This window comes from Streptomyces sp. CBMA123 (genome assembly GCF_014596465.1).
In the GTDB taxonomy this organism is placed as follows: Bacteria; Actinomycetota; Actinomycetes; order Streptomycetales; family Streptomycetaceae; genus Kitasatospora.
Genome location: NZ_MECK01000085.1, coordinates 1 through 18,972, shown reverse-complemented (window position 1 = coordinate 18,972; position 18,972 = coordinate 1). Strand labels below are relative to the sequence as shown.

The window sequence follows — 18,972 nt, the reverse complement described above, 5'->3', positions numbered from 1 at the left end:
ACTGCGGCGGGAGCGGCGGGCGGTCGCCGGGCTGGTCGCCGCCCTGGCCGCCGTGCTGGCCGCGGTCGCCGTCCGGACCCTGGCCGGGCCAGGGGTTGCGGGGGTGCCACGGCTGGTCCGGGGCGTCCGCGGGCGGCGGCGCGAAGGGGTTGCGCTCGTCGGTGTCGTCGCCGCTGCTCATGGGTTCAGCCGTTCCTTCTCGGTCGGGGCGCGTGCGGGGGATCCGCCCGGGAGCGGTCTTCCCCGTCCCCAATGATCCCGCAAGCGTTCGAGAGCCCGGCGGGGGCCTGCCGTACCGGTGCGGGCCGCGGGCGAACTCCGGTACGGCGGGCCCGAGGAGATCCCCGTCTCAACTACGCGCGTAGCGCCGCAGGGAGGGTGCCGGGGCCCTCCGACCAGCCGTTATCGTGGTGACGGTCAGCAGCTCACATCGGTTCCCGGGGCCCGCGTCGCGGCGGGTTCTCCTGGTGTTCCCCCTCGCTCGACCTGCCGTTCGTAGTGGCCCCACCGTCGGTGGACGTACCAGCGGGCGGCGCCCGACCTACGGAGAATCGCGCAGTGGCCGCCGCCCCCGCTCAGCTCTTCCCGCCCCGTACGCCCGGACCGGCCCGCCTCCTGGTGCTGGTCTCCGGCTCCGGTACCAACCTCCAGGCGCTGATCGACGCCGTCGCCGACCCGGCCTACGGCGCCGAGATCGTGGCCGTGGGCGCGGACCGGGACGGGATCGCCGGCCTGGAGCGCGCCGAGCGGGCGGGCCTGCCGACCTTCGTCCACCGGGTGAAGGACTTCGCGGACCGCGCCGACTGGGACCGCGCGCTGACCGCCTCCGTCGCCGCCCACCAGCCCGACCTGGTGGTGACGGCCGGCTTCATGAAGATCCTCGGCCCCGGGTTCATCGCGGCCTTCGCCGGACGGATCGTCAACACCCATCCCGCACTGCTGCCCGCCTTCCCCGGCGCCCACGGCGTCACCGACGCGCTCGCGTACGGGGTGAAGGTCACCGGCTGCACCGTCCACCTGGTCGACGCCGGTGTGGACACCGGGCCGATCATCGCGCAGGGTGTCGTCGAGGTCGTCGACGCCGACCACGCCGATGGCGGCGACGCGCTGCACGAGCGCATCAAGACTGTCGAGCGCAAGCTGCTCGTCGACATCGTGGGCCGGCTGGCCCGCGAAGGTCACCGCATCGAGGACCGAAAGGTATGGATCCCGGCATGACTGCCAGCTCCACCACGCCGCCCCCCGTTTCGGAGAACATCCGTCCGATCCGTCGCGCGCTGATCAGCGTGTACGACAAGACCGGTCTGGAGGAGCTGGCCCAGGGCCTGCACGCCGCCGGGGTCGCCATCGTCTCCACCGGCTCCACCGCGGGCCGGATCGCCGCCGCCGGGGTCCCGGTGACCGAGGTCTCCGAGCTGACCGGTTTCCCGGAGTGCCTGGACGGCCGCGTGAAGACGCTGCACCCCCGGGTGCACGCCGGCGTGCTCGCCGACCTGCGCCTGGAGTCGCACCGCGCCCAGCTGGCCGAGCTCGGCGTCGAGCCCTTCGACCTGGTCGTGGTGAACCTCTACCCGTTCAAGGCCACCGTCGCCTCGGGCGCCACCCCGGACGAGTGCGTCGAGCAGATCGACATCGGCGGCCCGAGCATGGTCCGCGCCGCCGCCAAGAACCACCCCTCGGTGGCCGTCGTGGTCGACCCGGCCCGCTACGCCGACGTGCTGACGGCCGTCCGCGAGGGCGGCTTCGACCTGGCCACCCGCAAGCGCCTGGCCGGTGCCGCGTTCGCCCACACCGCCGCCTACGACGTGGCCGTCGCCTCCTGGTTCGAGGCCGGCTACGCCCCCAGCGACGAGCGGTTCCCCGAGTTCCTGGGCGCCACCTGGGAGCGGCAGAACGTGCTGCGCTACGGCGAGAACCCGCACCAGGGCGCCGCGCTGTACAGCGGCACCGGGCTGAGCAGCGGCTTCGCCGCGGGCGGCGGCCTGGCCGGCGCCGAGCAGCTGCACGGCAAGGAGATGTCGTACAACAACTACGTCGACACCGACGCCGCCCGCCGCGCCGCGTACGACCACGCCGAGCCGGCCGTCGCGATCATCAAGCACGCGAACCCGTGCGGCATCGCCACCGCCGCCGACGTCGTCGAGGCGCACCGCAAGGCGCACGAGTGCGACCCGGTCTCCGCGTACGGCGGCGTGATCGCGGTCAACCGCCCGGTCACCGTCGAGCTGGCCGAGCAGATCGCCCCGATCTTCACCGAGGTCGTCGTGGCCCCGGCCTACGAGGACGGCGCGGTCGAGGTGCTGGCCCGCAAGAAGAACCTGCGGGTGCTGGTCGCCCCCGGCGCCCCGGCCAACCGCCAGGAGGTCCGCCCGATCTCCGGCGGCGTGCTGCTCCAGGACGCGGACCGGGTGCAGGCCGAGGGCGACGACCCGGCGAACTGGACGCTGGCCACCGGTGAGGCGCTCTCCGAGGCCGAGCTGGCCGAGCTGGCCTTCGCCTGGCGGGCCTGCCGGGCCGTCAAGTCCAACGCGATCCTGCTGGCCAAGGACGGCGCCTCGGTCGGCGTCGGCATGGGCCAGGTCAACCGGGTCGACTCCTGCAAGCTCGCGGTCGAGCGGGCCGGCGAGCGGGCCAAGGGCTCGTACGCCGCCTCGGACGCCTTCTTCCCGTTCCCGGACGGCCCGGAGATCCTGATCGCCGCCGGCGTGAAGGCGATCGTCCAGCCCGGCGGTTCGATCCGCGACGAGCAGGTCGTCGAGGCCGCCCAGCAGGCGGGCGTGACGATGTACTTCACCGGCGCGCGGCACTTCTTCCACTGAGTGGCACGAAGCGGCCCGGCCCCCTCCGAGGAGGGAGCCGGGCCGCTTCGTCGTGGCCGTGCCGTCCGGTCAGTAGCGCGGCCGGTTGAACCAGTTGACGCCGTCCCGGGTGCACATGGCGACCACCCAGATGATGGAGATCGCGATCCACAGCGCGCCGACGACCACGCCGAACCCGGCGCCCGCGCCCATCGTGGAGGCCCCGGTGATCCCGCTGATCAGCACCGCGATGCCGAGCAGCGTGGCGATCGAGCCGTACACGATGGTGGTGATCCGGGTGGCGTTGCCGCCCTTGCCGAACTTGGCCCCCAGCGTGAGGGAGAGCACCGCGGCGAGGAGGTAGACGACCCCGACGACCATCAGCACGCTCGCCGCGGCGTTGCCGAAGACCGCCGTGTCACTGCTCGTGGTGTGCTCGTTGGCGACCTTCTTGGCGCCGGCGGCCGCGAGCAGCAGGATGCCCGTGAGGATGACCTGGACGCCGCCGACGACGAACAGCAGCACCCGGGCGGTCAGCACCAGGCCCGGCATGGTCTGCGGCGCGGCCGGCGCGTAGCCGTAGGGCGAGGGGGCCGGCTGCGGGTAGCCGTAGCCCGGCGCGGCCTGCGGGGGCTGCTGGGGGTAGCCGTACCCGGGTGCGGGCGGCTGCTGGCCGTACGGGTTGTTCGGGTCGGGCGGGTAACTCATGGGTGCCTCCGGGCGGTTACGGGGATGCGGGGCCGGGACGCGGCATCAGTAACGCGGCCGGTTGAACCAGTTGACGCCGTCCTGGACGCACATGGCGGTGATCCAGATGATGCTGATCGCCAGCCACAGGCCGGCCATCACGAAACCCATGGCGGTGCCCGCGGTGACGGCGCCCAGCAGGATCAGCAGGCCGACCAGGCCGCCGAGCGAGCCGTACACGATGGTGGTGATCCGGACGTTGTTGCCGCCCTTGCCGAACTTGGCGCCGAGCGTGATCGAGAGCGCGGCGAACAGCCCGAACAGGACCGCGACGACGATCAGGACGCCGGCGGCGGCGTCGCCGATCGCGGTGAACGGGTCGTCGCTGCTGGAGGCCTTGGCGGCGGTGCTGGTGACGTCCTTGGCGGCGGCCCCGATGAGCAGGTAGACGATCGCGAGGATCGCCTGCACACCGCCCACGATGAACAGCAGCACCCGGGCGGTCGTCACCAGGCCCGGCATGGTCTGCGGCACGGCCGGCGCGTAGCCGTAGCCCGGCACGGTCGGCGGGGCCTGCTGCGGGTAGCCGTAGCCCGGCGCGGCCTGCGGGGGCTGCTGGGGGTAGCCGTAGGACGGCGCGGGCGGCTGCTGGCCGTACGGGTTGTTCGGGTCGGGCGGGTAACTCATGGATGCCTCCGGGCGGTTACGGGGACGCGGGGACGGGACGGCGGAGGACCCGGCTGCGGCCGGCGAGTCGGATCGTCGACGGAACGGGACGCTAGCGGAGCGCGGTGACAGCCCGGCGGCGGTGACGGGCGCGCCGGCTCAGTGCTGGGAGGAGCGGGTGATCGGACGCCGGGACGGACACGGCGGGGTGAGGGCGCCGTGGCGGTCGGGCTGGTCGGTGTGCTGTGGTCGGATCACTGGCTCTTTCCCCCGGGTACGCCCCGCCGCGGGATCCGTCGGCCCGTCACCGGGCCGGGTCGCGGCAGGGAATGCCCGCTTATCGTCAACCGGACGGCAGCGCGCTGTCCAGCCGGTTGCGGGCGCAAGGTCAAGACTGTGGCGCAACCGCAACGTGGTGCGGACCTTCCGTACCCGTCCGGTCGCCCCACCGGTGGTGGGACCGGTCGGGGCCCCGGCGTCCTGAGCCGCCTGACCGGCCCCGGTACGGGGGGCGGCCGCGATCCGGGAGAATGGGGTCATGACTGCCCAGATTCTCGATGGCAAGGCCACCGCCGCCGCGATCAAGTCCGAACTCGCCGCCCGCGTGGCGGTCCTCAAGGCGAAGGGCGTCACGCCCGGCCTCGGCACCGTCCTGGTCGGCGACGACCCGGGCAGCCGCTGGTACGTCAACGGGAAGCACAAGGACTGCGCCGAGGTCGGCATCGCCTCGATCCAGCGCGAGCTGCCCGCGACCGCCACCCAGGAGGACGTCGAGAACGTCGTCCGCGAGCTGAACGCCGATCCGACCTGCACCGGCTACATCGTCCAGCTGCCGCTGCCCAAGGGCCTGGACCAGAACCCCGTCCTGGAGCTGATGGACCCGGACAAGGACGCCGACGGCCTGCACCCGACCTCGCTCGGCCGCCTCGCGCTGGGCATCGAGGGCCCGCTGCCGTGCACCCCGCTGGGCATCGTCGAGCTGCTGCGCCGGCACCAGGTCGCGATCGACGGCGCCGAGGTGGTCGTGGTCGGCCGCGGCGTCACCGTCGGCCGCTCGATCGGCCTGCTGCTGACCCGCCGCAGCGAGAACGCCACCGTCACCCTGTGCCACACCGGCACCCGGGACCTCGCCGCGCACCTGCGCAAGGCCGACATCATCGTGGCCGCCGCGGGCGTCCCGCACCTGGTCAAGCCGGAGGACGTCAAGCCGGGCGCCGCGGTGCTGGACGTCGGTGTCAGCCGCAGCGAGGGCAAGATCGTCGGCGACGTGCACCCGGGCGTGGCCGAGGTGGCCGGTTGGATCTCCCCGAACCCCGGCGGCGTGGGCCCGATGACCCGCGCGATGCTGCTCAACAACATCGTCGAGGCGGCCGAGCGCCGCGCCGGCGTCTGACCCCCGAGGGACGGCGAGCATGACTGAACCGCGACCGGCGCGGCCCCGGCGGAGGCCGGTCAAGACCACCGGCACCCTGCCGCCCGAGGGGGCCGCCCCGGCCCTCGGACGCGACCACGCCCTGCCGGTCCGGCAGTGGCCGATAACCCTGGTCCTGTCGGTGGTCGGCGCCGGCCTCGCGGTCACCTGGTTCGCCGACTTCAAGGACGGCTTCAAGTACGGGCTGCTGATCCTCGGCACCGGGGTGCTGCTCGGCGCGGTGCTGCGGCTGGTGCTGCCGGAGGTCGGGATGCTGGCCGTCCGCAGCCGCTTCACCGACGTGATCGTGCTGGCCTTCCTGGGCGCCTCGATCGTGCTGCTGACCTTGGTCGCGCAGCCGAACCCGTGGCTGGAGTTCCCGCTGCTGGACAACATCGGGCACCTGATCGGCCGGCCCAAGCACTGAGCCGCCGCTCCGCCCCGTTCACCGCGGCCCCGTCCGGGAATCCCGGGCGGGGCCGCGGTATGTCTGTGACGCATCAGCCACGTCCGCGCACGCGGCGTACGCTTCCCTTTGCGATAACCTGACGCCGGTCTCTCGATGTCGAGAGATCATCCTCGGCTCCAGTGCGCCGGTGTGCCTGGGGCACCTGGCGATTTGCTGGAGAAGGTAGAAATGACCCGCACCCCCGTCAACGTCACCATCACCGGAGCGGCCGGCCAGATCGGCTACGCGCTGCTCTTCCGCATCGCCTCGGGCCACCTGCTCGGTGCCGACGTGCCGGTGAACCTGCGCCTCCTGGAGATCCCGCAGGGCCTCAAGGCCGCCGAGGGCACCGCCATGGAGCTCGTCGACTGCGCCTTCCCGCTGCTGCGCGACATCACGATCACCGACCAGCCGAACGAGGCCTTCGACGGCGCCAACGTCGCGCTGCTGGTCGGCGCCCGTCCGCGTACCGCCGGCATGGAGCGCGGCGACCTGCTGTCGGCCAACGGCGGCATCTTCGGCCCGCAGGGCAAGGCCATCAACGGCCACGCCGCGGACGACATCAAGGTCCTGGTCGTCGGCAACCCGGCCAACACCAACGCCCTGATCGCCCAGCGCAACGCCCCGGACGTCCCGGCCGAGCGCTTCACCGCGATGACCCGCCTGGACCACAACCGCGCGGTCGGCCAGCTGTCCGGCAAGACCGGCGCCCTGGTCTCCGACATCAAGCGCGTCACCATCTGGGGCAACCACTCCGCGACCCAGTACCCGGACATCTTCCAGGCCGAGATCGCCGGCAAGCCGGCCTTCGAGGCCGTCGGCAGCGACCAGGCCTGGCTGGAGAACGACTTCATCCCGACCGTCGCCAAGCGCGGCGCGGCCATCATCGACGCCCGCGGTGCCTCCTCGGCCGCCTCGGCCGCCAACGCCGCCATCGACCACGTGCACACCTGGGTCAACGGCACCGCCGAGGGCGACTGGACCTCCATGGGTGTCGTCTCCGACGGCTCCTACGGCGTCCCGGCCGGCCTGATCTCCTCCTTCCCGGTCACCACCAAGGACGGCAAGTTCGAGATCGTCCAGGGCCTGGAGATCTCCGACTTCTCCCGCGCCCGCATCGACGCCTCGGTCAAGGAGCTGACCGAGGAGCGCGACGCGGTCCAGGAGCTGGGCCTCATCTGAGCCCCGCCGCACGGCCTTCCCGACGGCCCGCCCCCTCCCGCTCCCGGGAGGCGGCGGGCCGCCGCCGCATCCCGGGGCCGTCCGTCCGCGCCGCCTACACTGGCCCGCTGTGAACGAAACCCTCGGGGACGCCGCGCTCGTCCTCGTCTTCATCCTGCTGGGCGGGCTGTTCAACGTCGCCGAGATCTCGCTGATCTCGCTGCGCGAGGGCCAGATCCGGGCGCTGGAGGCGCGCGGCACCCGTCGCTCGGACCGGGCCGCGCACCTGGCGGCGGACCCCAACCGCTTCCTGGCCGCCGTCCAGGTCGGCGTGACCTGCATGGGCTTCCTGTCCGCCGCGTTCGGCGCGGACACCCTGGCGGGCAAGGTGGCCCCGCTGTTCGTCCAGGCCGGGCTGTCCCAGGGGGTGGCGGACGCGCTCGCGCTGGTCGGCCTCACCCTGGTGATCAGCTACGTCTCGCTGGTGCTCGGCGAGCTCACCCCCAAGCGGATCGGCCTGCAGCGCGCCGAGTCCATCGCGGTGGCCGCCGCGCCGGTGGTGGACGTGATGTCGGTGGCGCTGCGCCCGGTGATCTGGCTGCTCGGCCACTCCACCAACCTGATGGTCCGGCTGTTCGGCGGCGACCCGGCGGCCGGGCGCGGCTCGATGAGCTCCGAGGAACTGCGCGGACTGGTCGCCTCCAACACCGAACTGGGCAGCGACGAGCGGGCGTTGATCGCGGACGTGTTCGCCGCCGGGGAGCGCCAGCTGCGCGAGGTGATGGTCCCGCGCACCGAGGTGACCTTCCTGGACGCCGAGCGCCCGCTGGCCGCCGTACGCCACCAGGCCGAGACCTCCCCGCACTCGCGCTACCCGGTGGTCGAGGGCAGCGCCGACGCGGTGGTCGGCTTCGTCCACGTCCGGGACCTGTACGGCGCCCGCGGCGAGCAGGCCGTCAAGGTCCGCGACCTGGCCCGCCCGGTCAAGCTGCTGCCCGGCACCAAGCGGGTGCTGGAGGCGATGGGCGAGATGCGCCGGGAGGGCCACCACCTGGCCATCGTGGTGGACGAGTACGGCGGTACGGCCGGCATCGTCACCCTGGAGGACCTGGTCGAGGAGGTGGTCGGCGAGATCCGGGACGAGTACGACCGGCCGGAGGCCGCCCCCACCCGCCGGCTGGCCGGCGGCGGCACGGAACTGGACGGCCTGCTGAACCTCGGCGACTTCGAGGAGGAGACCGGCGTCACCCTGCCCGAGGGCCCGTACGAGACGGTGGCCGGCTGCCTGGTCGCCTCGCTCGGCCGGCTGCCCCGGGACGGCGACCAGGCCCGCGTCCCGGTCGAGGGCGGCGGGGAGGTGCTGCTGACGGTGGCCAAGGTGGAGGGCCGGCGGATCGCCCGGGTGAGGGTGAGTGCGGTCACACCGGAGGAGCCTCCTGGGACGGAGGTTTCCTGAGCGACCGGGGGAACTGGAAGAATGGCCCGCATGGTCAACGCAGCGGTCACTGGTCCGGTCAAGGACCGTCCCCGGGTGCTCTCCGGCATCCAGCCCACCTCCGGCTCGTTCCACCTCGGCAACTACCTGGGCGCCGTGCGCCAGTGGGTCGACCTGCAGAAGGAGAACGACGCCTTCTACATGGTCGTCGACCTGCACGCGATCACCGTGCCGCAGGACCCGGTGACCCTGCGCCAGAACACCCGGGTCTCCGCGGCCCAGCTGCTCGGTGCCGGCCTGGAGCCGGAGCACTGCACCCTGTTCGTCCAGTCGCACGTGCCCGAGCACGCGCAGCTCGCCTGGGTGATGAACTGCCTCACCGGCTTCGGCGAGGCCTCCCGGATGACCCAGTTCAAGGACAAGTCCTCCCGGTACGGCGCCGACAGCACCACCGTCGGCCTGTTCACCTACCCGATCCTGCAGATCGCGGACATCCTGCTCTACCAGGCGGACGCCGTCCCGGTCGGCGAGGACCAGCGCCAGCACGTGGAGATCACCCGTGACATCGCGGAGCGCTTCAACTCGCGCTACGCGCCGGTGTTCACGATCCCGAAGCCGTACATCCTCAAGGAGACGGCGAAGATCATGGACCTCCAGGACCCGGGCATCAAGATGAGCAAGTCGGCCTCCTCGGCCAAGGGCCTGGTCAGCCTGCTGGACGACGCCAAGGCCAGCGCCAAGAAGTTCAAGAGCGCCGTCACCGACACCGGCACCGTGGTCTCGTACGACGAGGAGCAGAAGCCGGGCGTCTCCAACCTGCTGCGGATCCACTCCGCGCTCAGCGGCCAGTCGGTCGAGCAGTTGGTCGCGCACTTCGAGGGCAAGATGTACGGCGCCCTGAAGACCGAGCTGGCCGAGCTGTACACCGAGTGGGTCACCCCCTTCCAGGAGCGCACCAGCACCTTCCTGGACGACCCGGCCGAGCTGGACCGGGTGCTGGCGATCGGCGCCGAGAAGGCCCGCGCGGTGGCCTCCGAGACGCTGGCGACCGTGTACGACCGGATCGGCTTCCTGCCGGCCGCCAAGCGGTGACTCCGCTCACACACCTGCCCGATGGTGACGACCTCCCGGAAGTCGTCACCATCGGCGTGTCCGTGAGCGTTCCGGACCCGCACGGCGCGCGGATCCAGGACGCCCGGGCCGCCCACGGGGACCCGCAGGCCCGCTCGATACCGACGCACGTCACCCTGCTGCCGCCCACCGAGGTGCCGGCCGAGGCGCTGCCGAAGATCGAGGAGCACCTGGCGTCGGTGGCCGCCGCGCACCGGCCGTTCCGGATGCTGCTGCGCGGTGGCGGCACGTTCCGCCCGGTCTCCCCGGTGGTGTTCGTCCGGGTCGAGGAGGGCGCGCAGGAGTGCCGGCTGCTGGAGGCGGACGTCCGCTCCGGTCCGCTGGCCCGTGAGCTGGCCTTTCCGTACCACCCGCACGTGACGGTCGCCCACGGCCTGCCGGACGACGTGCTGGACCAGGCGTACGAGCAGGCGCGCGGGTTCCGGGCGTCCTTCCTGGTGCCGGGCTTCTCGCTCTCCCGGTTCGACGTGGACGAGGTCTGGCGGCCCTGGCGGGACTACCGGTTCTGCTGAATCGGCGCAGCTCCTGAACTACCGTGCGGTGCGGCCGAGTTCGAGCATCCGGTCGACCACCCGCCGGGCCGCGCCGCCGTCGTCCAGGGCGCAGTGCTCGGCCCGGAAGCGCCGGTAGCGCTCGGCGTGGCCGGGCGGCAGCTCCGCCCCGCTGTCGGCGAGTTCGCGCAGCGCGCCGAGCAGTTCGGCCGAGTCCGGCACCAGCGGGCCGGGGGCGTCCCGCTCGAAGTCGAAGTAGAAGCCGCGCAGGGTGTCGCGGTAGTGCTCCAGGTCGTAGGTGAAGAAGTAGACCGGGCGGCCGGTGATCGCGAAGTCGAACATGATCGACGAGTAGTCCGTCACCAGGACGTCCGCGATCAGCAGCAGTTCCTGCGGGTCGGGGAAGTCCCCGCAGTCGAACAGGAAGCCGTCGCCGGAGCCCGGCAGCGGGTCGCGCACGTGCGAGTGCGGGCGGACCAGCAGCACGTGGTCCTCGCCGAGCAGCCGGCGGGCGTGGTCGAGGTCCAGCCGCAGGTCGAGCCGGAAGCCCTCGCCGTCGCCGCGCAGCTGGTCCTCGCGCCAGGTCGGCGCGTACAGCACGACCCGCTTGCCCTCGGGGATGCCGAGCCGTCGGCGGACGGCTGCGGCGGTCCGCGGTTCGGGCCGGGCCAGCACGTCGCCGCGCGGATAGCCGGACTCCAGGATCTCGCCGTCGTAGCGGAAGGCGCGCCGCAGGATCGGGGTGGCGAAGGGGCTGGGGGAGAGCAGCAGGCTCCACTGCGGGGTCTCCCGGTCGAGCGCCTCCAGGTAGCCGTGGTCGGCGAGCCAGGGGTTGTCGACGTCGTGGGCGATCCGCTTGAGCAGCGAGCCGTGCCAGGTCTGCACCACGACCTGGCCCTGGCGGCGCTCCAGGAAGTCCGGGTAGTGGGTGTTGCCGACCAGGTACCGGCAGGTGGCCAGCGCGCGGTACCACTGCGGGCTCCAGATCCGGAGCGGGACGACCCCGGGCGGCAGCTCGGCCTGGCCGTCGTCGACCACCCACAGGTGCTCCAACGGCTCGCCGCGGCGGACGAGTTCGGCGTGCACCGCGCGCGGGGAGTCGGCGTAGCCGCGGCCGCCGAAGACGTCGTACAGCACCGCCTCGCGCAGCGGCTCGCGGCGGGCGGCCGGGTAGTGCTCGGTGCGCAGCCGGGCCTGGGTCCAGGCGCTGCGCTCGGTGGCGTCGAGCACCGGGGTGGAGTCCACCAGCAGGGTGTCGTGCCAGCGGCGTTGCAGCAGGACGTCCTTGCCGCCGGTGGTCGTGGCGACGGGCAGCGCGGGCAGGACGGGCGCGGCGGCGAGCAGCGGCCGGGCCGGTCCGGAGCCGTCGGCGGGTTCCAGGGCGGCCTCCCAGACGCCCTTGCGCAGCGGCAGCACGGCGCCGTCCGAGCTGGTGCGGGTGGCGGGCACCCGGACCCGGAAACGGCCGTCCGGCTCGGGCTCGACCGGGGTGCGGACCTCTCCGGCGGTGCCGCCGTGCCGCAGGACCAGCTCCAGCCGGTCGGCGGCCGGGTCCGGGCAGTGGCCGGACAGTTCGAAGCCGCCGAAGTGGACGGCGACCCGGTCGACCACCCCGGCTGCGGGCTGGACGCAGACCTGGAGCCGGCCGTCGGCGAGGTGCTTGAGGTAGAGCACCCGGTCCGGGGCGTCCGGCAGCGGGTACTGGTGGGCCACCGGGCCGCCGCGCTCGTCCAGGCAGAGCTGTTCGGTGCCGCCGTCGGGGCGCAGCAGTTCGGCGTCCCAGTGCTCCAGTTCGCCGCGGCCGCGCCCGTCGGCGGTGAACGGCCGGTACGGCAGGTCGACGGCGAAGGTGTTGCCGGTGCGGGTGAGCGGCTGGTGGACCACCGCGTCGCTCTGCCGGTGCCGCAGCCGCAGTAAGGTGCCGCCGGGGCAGTGGTCGGCGGTGCCGGCCAGCCGGAGGCCGTCGGCGGTGGGCCCGGCGTGGTCGAGCCGGACGCCGGGGCGTTCCAGCCGCAACTGCAGCCGGCCGTCCTCGAAGCGGGGCTGGAGGCGTACGTCGCGGTCCACCCAGCGGGCGGGCGGGTATTCGCCGGAGCCGCACCAGTGGGGGGCGAGGGCGCCGTACTGGCGGCGCAGCCGGGTGGGGCGGGGGCGGGTGAAGAGGGTGGTCTCGATCTGCCAGTCGCCGAGCTGCCAGCGGTCGTCCTGGCGCAGCCGGGAGGGTTCCACCAGGGCGGTGAAGCCGGACCAGTCGTGGTTGTGGTCGGGCTGGGCGCTGTCGTCGGTGACCTCGGGCAGCCGGCGGGGCCGGGAGCGCAGGTGCAGCGGCGGTACCGTCCCGTTCTCGTGCCGCAGGGTCAGCCAGGTCCAGGCCGAGCCGGGGCGGCCGGTGTCCAGGTTCAGCGGGCGGGCGAAGCCGGTGAGCTCCAGTCCGCGGCCGTGCCAGCGGGCCCGCAGCAGCCCGAACTCCACGTCGTCGTCGACGGCGGGCCGGCCCGCGCGCACCCGCGGGGCGGCGTGCGGCTGGACTAACCGGGTGAGCGCAGGCATGGTGCGGGACCCTTCGGGGGACGGGATCCCGGCTTCGGTGGCGGCCGGGACGGCCGCCGTGCCGGTGCCGACCGGACCGGTGCCGAATTGTTATCCCATACCTGGAAGGCATCTCGGGTCAACTCCGCGGTTCGCAGAATTTCCTTTGAAATTCGCCGACTAAACACCAGTTCGAAGGCAAACTGGACGTAAAGCGCGGGCAGTTCCCGGGAAATTCCCAGAGAGCACGGAGGCGCCCGGCGCGGATCGCGCCGGGCGCCTCGACGGCGTGCCGGTGACTACTCCTTGCGGAGCATCGCGTCGACCACCCGGGCGGAGGCCTTCCCGTCGTCCAGGTCGCAGTACGCCTCGCGGAACGCGGCCGCCTTGTCCGCGTACTCGGCGGCGACCTCGTCCACCCGGCCGAGCGCGTCGACCAGTTCCGCGGAGGTGGCCAGCAGCGGGCCCGGGGCCTCGGCCTCGAAGTTCAGGCTGAAGCCGCGGAGGTTGTCGCGGTAGTGCTCCAGGTCGTGGGTGAAGAAGAGCATCGGCTTGCCGGTGTCGGCGAAGTCGAAGAGGCTCGACGAGTAGTCGGTGACCAGCACGTCGGCGATCAGCAGCAGCTCCGCCATGTCGGGGTAGGTGCCGACGTCCCAGACGTAGCCGTTGCCGGCGCCGGGGATCTGGCCGCACATCAGGCTGTGCCGGCGCACCAGCAGCACCTGGTCGTCGCCGAGCGCGGCCTTGGCCGCCTCCAGGTCGATCCGCAGGTCGATCTGGTAGCCGCCGTTCGGCCGGCGCCGGTCCTCGCGCCAGGTCGGCGCGTACAGCACGACCTTCTTGCCCTCGGGCAGGCCGAGCCGCTCGCGGACCTGTTCGGCGGTCTTCTCCCGGTCGGCCGCGAAGAGCAGGTCGTTCCGGGGCGAACCGCTCTCCAGGATCTCGCCCTGGTAGTCGAAGGCGCGCCGCAGCACCGGGGCCGACCAGCTGTTGCCGGCCACCAGCAGGCTCCAGTTCGGGACTTCGCGGGCCAGGCTCTTGAGGTACCGGGAGTCGGTGAACCAGACCTTCTCGAAGTCGAAGCCGACCTGCTTCAGCGGGCTGCCCTGCCAGGTCTGCACGACCACCTGGCCGGGGCGGCGGACGAAGAAGTCGGGCAGGTGGGTGCTGGTGACGATGTACTTGGCGGTCGCCAGCGCCTCGAACCACTCCGGGCTCCACTGGCGGAGCGCCCGCGCGGTGCGCGGCAGGTCGGCCTGCAGGTCCTCGTTGCCCCACAGGTGCTCCAGCGGCAGGCCGCGGCGGACCAGCTCCTCGTGGATCGCCTTCGGGGAGTCGGCGTAGACGCCGTTGTTCCCGGCGTTGTACAGCACGGTGTCGCGCACCGGCAGCCGGCGGGCGGCCGGGTAGTCGATGCTGCGGATCTGGCGCTGGCGGAAGCCGGACCGCTCCTCGGGCAGCAGGGCCGCGTGCGACTCCAGCGACAGGCAGTCGTGCATGCGGCGCTCCAGCGCGATCCGCTTGCCGCGGGACTCCACCTCCACCGGCAGCGAGGTGAAGCAGTCCGGGGCGATCTGCGCGTAGCCGTTCGGCAGGTCGCCGGCCGACACGCCGACCGGACGGAAGAAGACCCGCCAGGTGCCCTGGGCGAGCGGGACCTGCCCGGCGAAGGAGGCGGTCGGCACGGCGGGCAGCGCGGTGCGGAACCGGCCGTCCGAGATCTCCACCGGGTAGACGTGCTCCTCCTCGCGCCAGTGGTGCCGGACCACCAGCTCCCAGCGGTGCGCGCCGGGCAGCGGGAACGAGCCGCTCAGCAGGAAGCCGTCGGCGCCGCGCGGGGACACCTCGTCCACCACCGGCTGCAGCAGCTGGTCGGAGAACTGCAGGTGCCCGCTCGGGGAGGGCTTGGTGTAGATCGCCCGGCGCTGCTCGACCGGCGCCTGCGGGTCCAGCGGCAGGTGCAGCTGCTCGGGGGCGTTGCGGTCGTCCCAGACCAGCGGCAGGACGCCGCCGTCGGCCAGCAGCAGCGCGCTGTCCCAGCGGTCGCGCACGCGCTCGGCGGCCACCGGGTCCAGCTCGGCCCAGGCCTCGCGGACGGCGGTCAGTTCGGCCACCTCGACGCCGGAGGCGAACGGCTGCAGGGTGCCGACCGGCGAACCCAGCTCCACCGGGAAGGTCAGCTCGCGGTCCGACTCGACGTGGGTGAGCCGCAGCCGGGCCCCGGCGAAGCTCGCCCCGGAGCGGGCCGCACCGGAGACCTCGATCCGGCCGTCGTGCGCGGCCAGACCGGTCACCCGGGCCTTGACGGTCTCCACCTGGAGGTAGACGAAGTTGTCCCGGACCCACGGCACGATCCGCACGTCGGGCTCGACCCAGTGCGGCGGGATCGACTCGGCGGTGTCGCTCCAGCCCGCCGAGATCCGGCCCTTGTAGATGCCGCCCTTGCCCGCACCGGCCACCAGCACGCGCCAGTGGCCGTCCTTCCACTGGCCGCGGTGCTTCAGCTTCTTCGGGTCCAGGGCGACGGTGAAGCCGGACCAGTCGCAGCTGTACAGATCGTGGTTGCAGCTCGCGGTGGCCTCGGGGCTGTACTGGGTCTTCATCGGCACCGCGATCACCCGGCGGCCCTTGGCCTCGCGCAGCACCAGGGTGCGGACCATGTCGTGCTTGTTGGCCGCGCCCAGCTGCTCCGGGTAGGCGTGCCCGGTCAGCTCCAGCTTGCCGCCGACCCAGGCGCTCTCGTACAGCCGGCTGCGCATGACCAGCGAGTTGTCCAGCTTGAGCACGCCGGCCGGCACGCTCTTGCGCCCGCCGCGCAGGAACGGGTAGTCCGCGTACGGCCGCAGCAGGCCGCGGGCCTGCACGCCGCCGCCGCTGTCGCCCTCGTACTTGATCTGCTCGACCAGCTCGTCCATCCGGTTCTGCAGGGTCAGGTGGTACTTCAGCCGCAGCGGCGCGCGCAGCTTGCGGACCTGCTCCTGGCCGATCGACCGGAGCAGCCGGCTGACGTGCTGGACGTAGGCGTCCCGGTACTCCTTGTCGCCGTCCACGACGGACCAGAAGAACATCGGGATCTCCTCGACGAGGGTGTTCTCGTCGTAGGAGCGCAGGTACTCGGCGAAGCGCGGCTCGGTCTGCTTCTTCAGCCAGCCGCGGACCAGCTCGACCGAGGCGACCCGGTCGACCAGGCCCTTGGGGTTGGTGCGCATCTGGGTGATCGACATCTCGCCGACCTCGCGCTCGCGCCAGTGGTAGATCGGCTCGGAGAGCACGTCCACGCTCTTGGCGAGGTAGTGGTGCGGCACGCTGACCGGCGCGTCCTCATACAGGATGCCCTCGGGGTAGAGCAGGTCGGCGGCGTCGAAGAAGGACCGGCGGTACACCTTGTTCCACGCGGTGCGGTCGGTGACCAGCGCCGGGAGCTCGGTGATGTGGGTCTTGAGCCGGGTCTCCTTGAACGGCTTCACGTGCCCGCCGGACTGGTAGTAGCCCACCGCGCGGAACCGCAGCACGTTGCCGGTGCAGAAGTCCGAGCCGGTCTCCTCCAGCGTGTTGATCATCAGCTCGTACGCGCTCGGCGGCATCGAGTCGTCACTGTCGACGAAGCACAGGAACTCGGAGTCCGGGTCGATGTGCCGGATGCCGGTGTTGCGGGCCGCGCCCAGGCCCTTGTTCACCTGCCGGACCAGCCGGAACCGGGAGTCCTGGGCCGCGTAGGCCTCGGCGAGCGCCGCGCTGCCGTCCTTGGAACCGTCGTCGACCATGACGCACTCGAAGTCCGTGAAGGTCTGGGCGGCGATCGAGTCGAGGCATTCGACGAGATAACGCTCGACGTTGTAGATCGGAACGACGATGGAGAGGCGGGGAGCCATCGGCTACGCAGGCCTTTCTCGGGAGGAGCGTGGCAGCCCCGTGGGGGCCTTGCCGCACAAGGGATCGGTGCGTACGTGCGCCCCGATCCTACCTCCGGGGCCCGGTCCTCCCCGGGCCCACTACGCTGGGCCCCGTGCCCCGCTTCAGTGTCATCGTCCCCGTGTACCAGGTCCAGGACTACCTCGCCGAGTGCCTCGCATCGGTCCTCGGACAGGACGGACCGGACCTCGAACTGATCGCGGTGGACGACCGCTCGCCGGACGGCTGCGGCGCCATGCTGGACGAGGCGGCCGCCGCCGACCCCCGGGTCCGGGTGCTCCACCTGCCGCGGAACGTCGGCCTCGGCCGGGCCCGCAACGCCGGCCTGGAGGTCGCCACCGGCGACTACGTGGTCTTCCTCGACAGTGACGACACTCTCACTCCCGGCCTGCTCCGGGCCGTCGACGACCGCCTCGCCGCCACCGGCGACCCGGACGTCCTGGTCTACGACTACGCCCGCACCTACGCCGACGGCCGGATCACCCGGGCCGCCGCCGGACACGTCTTCGGCGCCGCCTCCCCGGACGTCTTCGACCTCGACACCCGCCCCGACCTGCTCGACCTGCTCCAGGTCGTCTGGAACAAGGCCTACCGCCGCGGGTTCATCACCGAGCAGCGGCTGGAGTTCCCGGCGGGCTACTACGAGGACACCCCCTGGACCTACCCGGCGCTGCTCGCCGCCGCCAGCATGACCCTGCTGGACCGGGTCGGCGTGCACTACCGCCAGCGCCAGGAGGGCGGCAACATCCTGGCCACCGCCAGCCGCAAGCACTTCGACGTGTTCGCCCAGTACGACCTGGTCTTCGCCTTCCTCGACCGCCGCCCCGACCTGGACCGCTGGCGCCCCGTCGTCTACGGCAAGATGCTCCACCACCTCAACACCGTGGTCGCCAAGCCCGGCCGGGTCCCGCCCGGCGACCGCCGCGAGTACTTCCGCCGCGCCGCCGAGCACTGCGCCCGGCTGCGCCCGGCCGGCTACCGCCCGCCGGCCGGCGTGGACGGCGTGCGCACCGAACTGCTCGGGCAGGGCCGCTACACCGCGTACCAGGCCGTCCGCGCCCTGGCGAAGGCCCGCCGGCTCGTCAACCGCTGAGCCGGCGGGCCCCGGCCGGGTCCGTCGGCCGGGTCCGTCGGCCGGAACCGCCCCGGGGGATCCGGCCCGCGCCTGACGGCCATTCGGGGGACGGACCGGTATAACCGGTCAGGTGGACTTCCTGACCCGCCTTCCGGTCCTCGGCCCGCTCGTGGCCCGGGTGCTGCGCAGCCGCCCGTACCGGGTGTACGAGTACTTCTCCGCCGCCCGTGGCAACCGGCTGGCCGGAGCCGTCACCTTCTTCGGCTTCCTCGCCCTGTTCCCGCTGCTCACCGTCGGCCTGGCGATCGCCGTCGCGACGCTGAACGGCAGTCAGGTGGACGACCTCCAGCACCGCATCTCCGACCAGCTGCCGGGCCTGTCGGACGCGCTCAACCTGCCGTCCCTGGTGGCCAACGCGGGCACCCTCGGGCTGGTCAGCGGCGCCCTGCTGCTGGTCTCCGGCCTCGGTTGGGTGGACACCATGCGCACCTCGATCCGGGACCTCTGGCAACTGCCCGAGGAGGAGGGCAACCCGGTGCTGCGCAAGGCCCGGGACGTCGTGGTGCTGGGCGGCCTCGGCCTGGTGTCACTGTTCTCGCTGGCCGCCTCCGCCGCCGGCACCACGCTCGCCGGGCGGATCGCCCACGCGAGCGGCCTCGACAGCGGCTACCTGCTGACCGGGGTCGGGGTGCTGATCGCCATAGCGTGCGACATGCTGCTCTTCGCCTACCTGCTGGCGCCCTTCCCCGGGATCACCGGCCAGCACCGCCGGGACCTCCTCACCGGCGCGCTGATCGGCGCGGTCGGCTTCGAACTGCTGAAGCTGCTGCTCGCCTCCTACCTCGGCTCGGTCGCCGGGCGGAGCCTGTACGGCGCCTTCGCCACCCCGGTGGCGCTGCTGCTGTGGATCAACTTCGTCAGCCGGCTGCTGATGTACTGCGTGGCCTGGACGGCGACCGCCGACCCGGCGGAGGCCCGGGAACGCGCCAGGGCGCACGGCCGGGCCCTGATCGCCGCCGCCGACGAATCCGAGGCCCGGCCCCCGAAGTGAGGCCGGGCCGCCGCGGATCACTTCCAGAGACGGTCCGCCGGCCGGCGCCGCACGACCACCACGGCACCCGCCGCGACCACCACCCCGGCCGCCACGGCCGCCACGGCCGACCAGCCGCGCAGACCGAGCCCGTCGTCCCCGGCCGCCGCCGCGGGCCGGGCCGCCTCGGCCGAGGAG

Annotated in this window: 14 protein-coding genes and 1 pseudogene; 10 read left to right on the top strand and 5 right to left on the bottom strand. The window is 72.8% G+C overall.

What is annotated here, in order from left to right:
* Positions 1-181: pseudogene (locus tag BG452_RS12615) on the bottom strand (hypothetical protein); the annotation flags it as partial.
* Positions 182-558: 377 nt separating this feature from the next.
* On the opposite strand from BG452_RS12615, the gene purN reads away from it, so the two are divergent.
* Together purN and purH are read left to right on the top strand one after the other, a co-directional pair.
* Positions 559-1,218 carry a phosphoribosylglycinamide formyltransferase gene (gene purN, locus BG452_RS12610; protein WP_188304352.1) on the top strand — a complete coding sequence of 220 codons (660 nt, stop codon included), beginning with the start codon at positions 559-561 and terminating at the stop codon, positions 1,216-1,218.
* Complete coding sequence (gene purH, locus BG452_RS12605; RefSeq protein WP_188304351.1) at positions 1,215-2,819, top strand: bifunctional phosphoribosylaminoimidazolecarboxamide formyltransferase/IMP cyclohydrolase; 1,605 nt, start codon at positions 1,215-1,217, stop codon at positions 2,817-2,819. The genes purN and purH overlap by 4 nt, the downstream gene beginning before the upstream one ends.
* A gap of 69 nt (positions 2,820-2,888) precedes the next feature.
* On the opposite strand, the gene BG452_RS12600 is transcribed toward purH, so the two are convergent.
* Both BG452_RS12600 and BG452_RS12595 read right to left on the bottom strand, forming a co-directional pair.
* Entirely contained in the window at positions 2,889-3,506 is a 618-nt protein-coding gene (locus tag BG452_RS12600) for a hypothetical protein (RefSeq protein WP_188304350.1), read from the bottom strand.
* Between the two features lie 45 nt (positions 3,507-3,551).
* Positions 3,552-4,172: a hypothetical protein gene (locus BG452_RS12595; protein WP_188304349.1), complete on the bottom strand. Its 621-nt coding sequence runs from the start codon at positions 4,170-4,172 to the stop codon at positions 3,552-3,554.
* 517 nt (positions 4,173-4,689) lie between these two features.
* On the opposite strand from BG452_RS12595, the gene BG452_RS12590 reads away from it, so the two are divergent.
* The 6 genes from BG452_RS12590 (at position 4,690) to BG452_RS12565 (ending at position 10,249) form a co-directional block, all read left to right on the top strand.
* Positions 4,690-5,544, top strand: a complete 855-nt coding sequence (locus tag BG452_RS12590) for a bifunctional methylenetetrahydrofolate dehydrogenase/methenyltetrahydrofolate cyclohydrolase (protein WP_188304348.1) — start codon at positions 4,690-4,692, stop codon at positions 5,542-5,544.
* 19 nt (positions 5,545-5,563) lie between these two features.
* Complete coding sequence (locus BG452_RS12585) at positions 5,564-5,989, top strand: DUF3017 domain-containing protein (protein WP_188304347.1); 426 nt, start codon at positions 5,564-5,566, stop codon at positions 5,987-5,989.
* Between the two features lie 210 nt (positions 5,990-6,199).
* Positions 6,200-7,192, top strand: coding sequence for a malate dehydrogenase (locus BG452_RS12580; protein ID WP_188304346.1), 993 nt, complete (start codon positions 6,200-6,202; stop codon positions 7,190-7,192).
* Positions 7,193-7,301: 109 nt separating this feature from the next.
* Complete coding sequence (locus BG452_RS47650) at positions 7,302-8,627, top strand: hemolysin family protein (RefSeq protein WP_188304345.1); 1,326 nt, start codon at positions 7,302-7,304, stop codon at positions 8,625-8,627.
* Positions 8,628-8,657: 30 nt separating this feature from the next.
* The gene (gene trpS, locus BG452_RS12570; RefSeq protein ID WP_188304344.1) at positions 8,658-9,698 is read left to right on the top strand and encodes a tryptophan--tRNA ligase; all 1,041 of its coding nucleotides are present in this window, start codon (positions 8,658-8,660) and stop codon (positions 9,696-9,698) included.
* Positions 9,699-9,760: 62 nt separating this feature from the next.
* Complete coding sequence (locus BG452_RS12565; RefSeq protein WP_317621009.1) at positions 9,761-10,249, top strand: 2'-5' RNA ligase family protein; 489 nt, start codon at positions 9,761-9,763, stop codon at positions 10,247-10,249.
* 18 nt (positions 10,250-10,267) lie between these two features.
* On the opposite strand, the gene BG452_RS12560 is transcribed toward BG452_RS12565, so the two are convergent.
* Positions 10,268-12,778 carry a CDP-glycerol glycerophosphotransferase family protein gene (locus tag BG452_RS12560; RefSeq protein WP_188304343.1) on the bottom strand — a complete coding sequence of 837 codons (2,511 nt, stop codon included), beginning with the start codon at positions 12,776-12,778 and terminating at the stop codon, positions 10,268-10,270.
* 278 nt (positions 12,779-13,056) lie between these two features.
* Positions 13,057-16,629 carry a CDP-glycerol glycerophosphotransferase family protein gene (locus tag BG452_RS12555; RefSeq protein ID WP_188304342.1) on the bottom strand — a complete coding sequence of 1,191 codons (3,573 nt, stop codon included), beginning with the start codon at positions 16,627-16,629 and terminating at the stop codon, positions 13,057-13,059.
* Between the two features lie 134 nt (positions 16,630-16,763).
* Here BG452_RS12555 and BG452_RS12550 point away from each other — a divergent pair, with 134 nt between their 5' ends.
* Together BG452_RS12550 and BG452_RS12545 are read left to right on the top strand one after the other, a co-directional pair.
* Positions 16,764-17,762, top strand: coding sequence for a glycosyltransferase family 2 protein (locus BG452_RS12550; protein ID WP_188304341.1), 999 nt, complete (start codon positions 16,764-16,766; stop codon positions 17,760-17,762).
* Positions 17,763-17,874: 112 nt separating this feature from the next.
* Positions 17,875-18,795, top strand: coding sequence for a YihY/virulence factor BrkB family protein (locus BG452_RS12545; RefSeq protein ID WP_188304340.1), 921 nt, complete (start codon positions 17,875-17,877; stop codon positions 18,793-18,795).
* Positions 18,796-18,972: the final 177 nt, after the last annotated feature.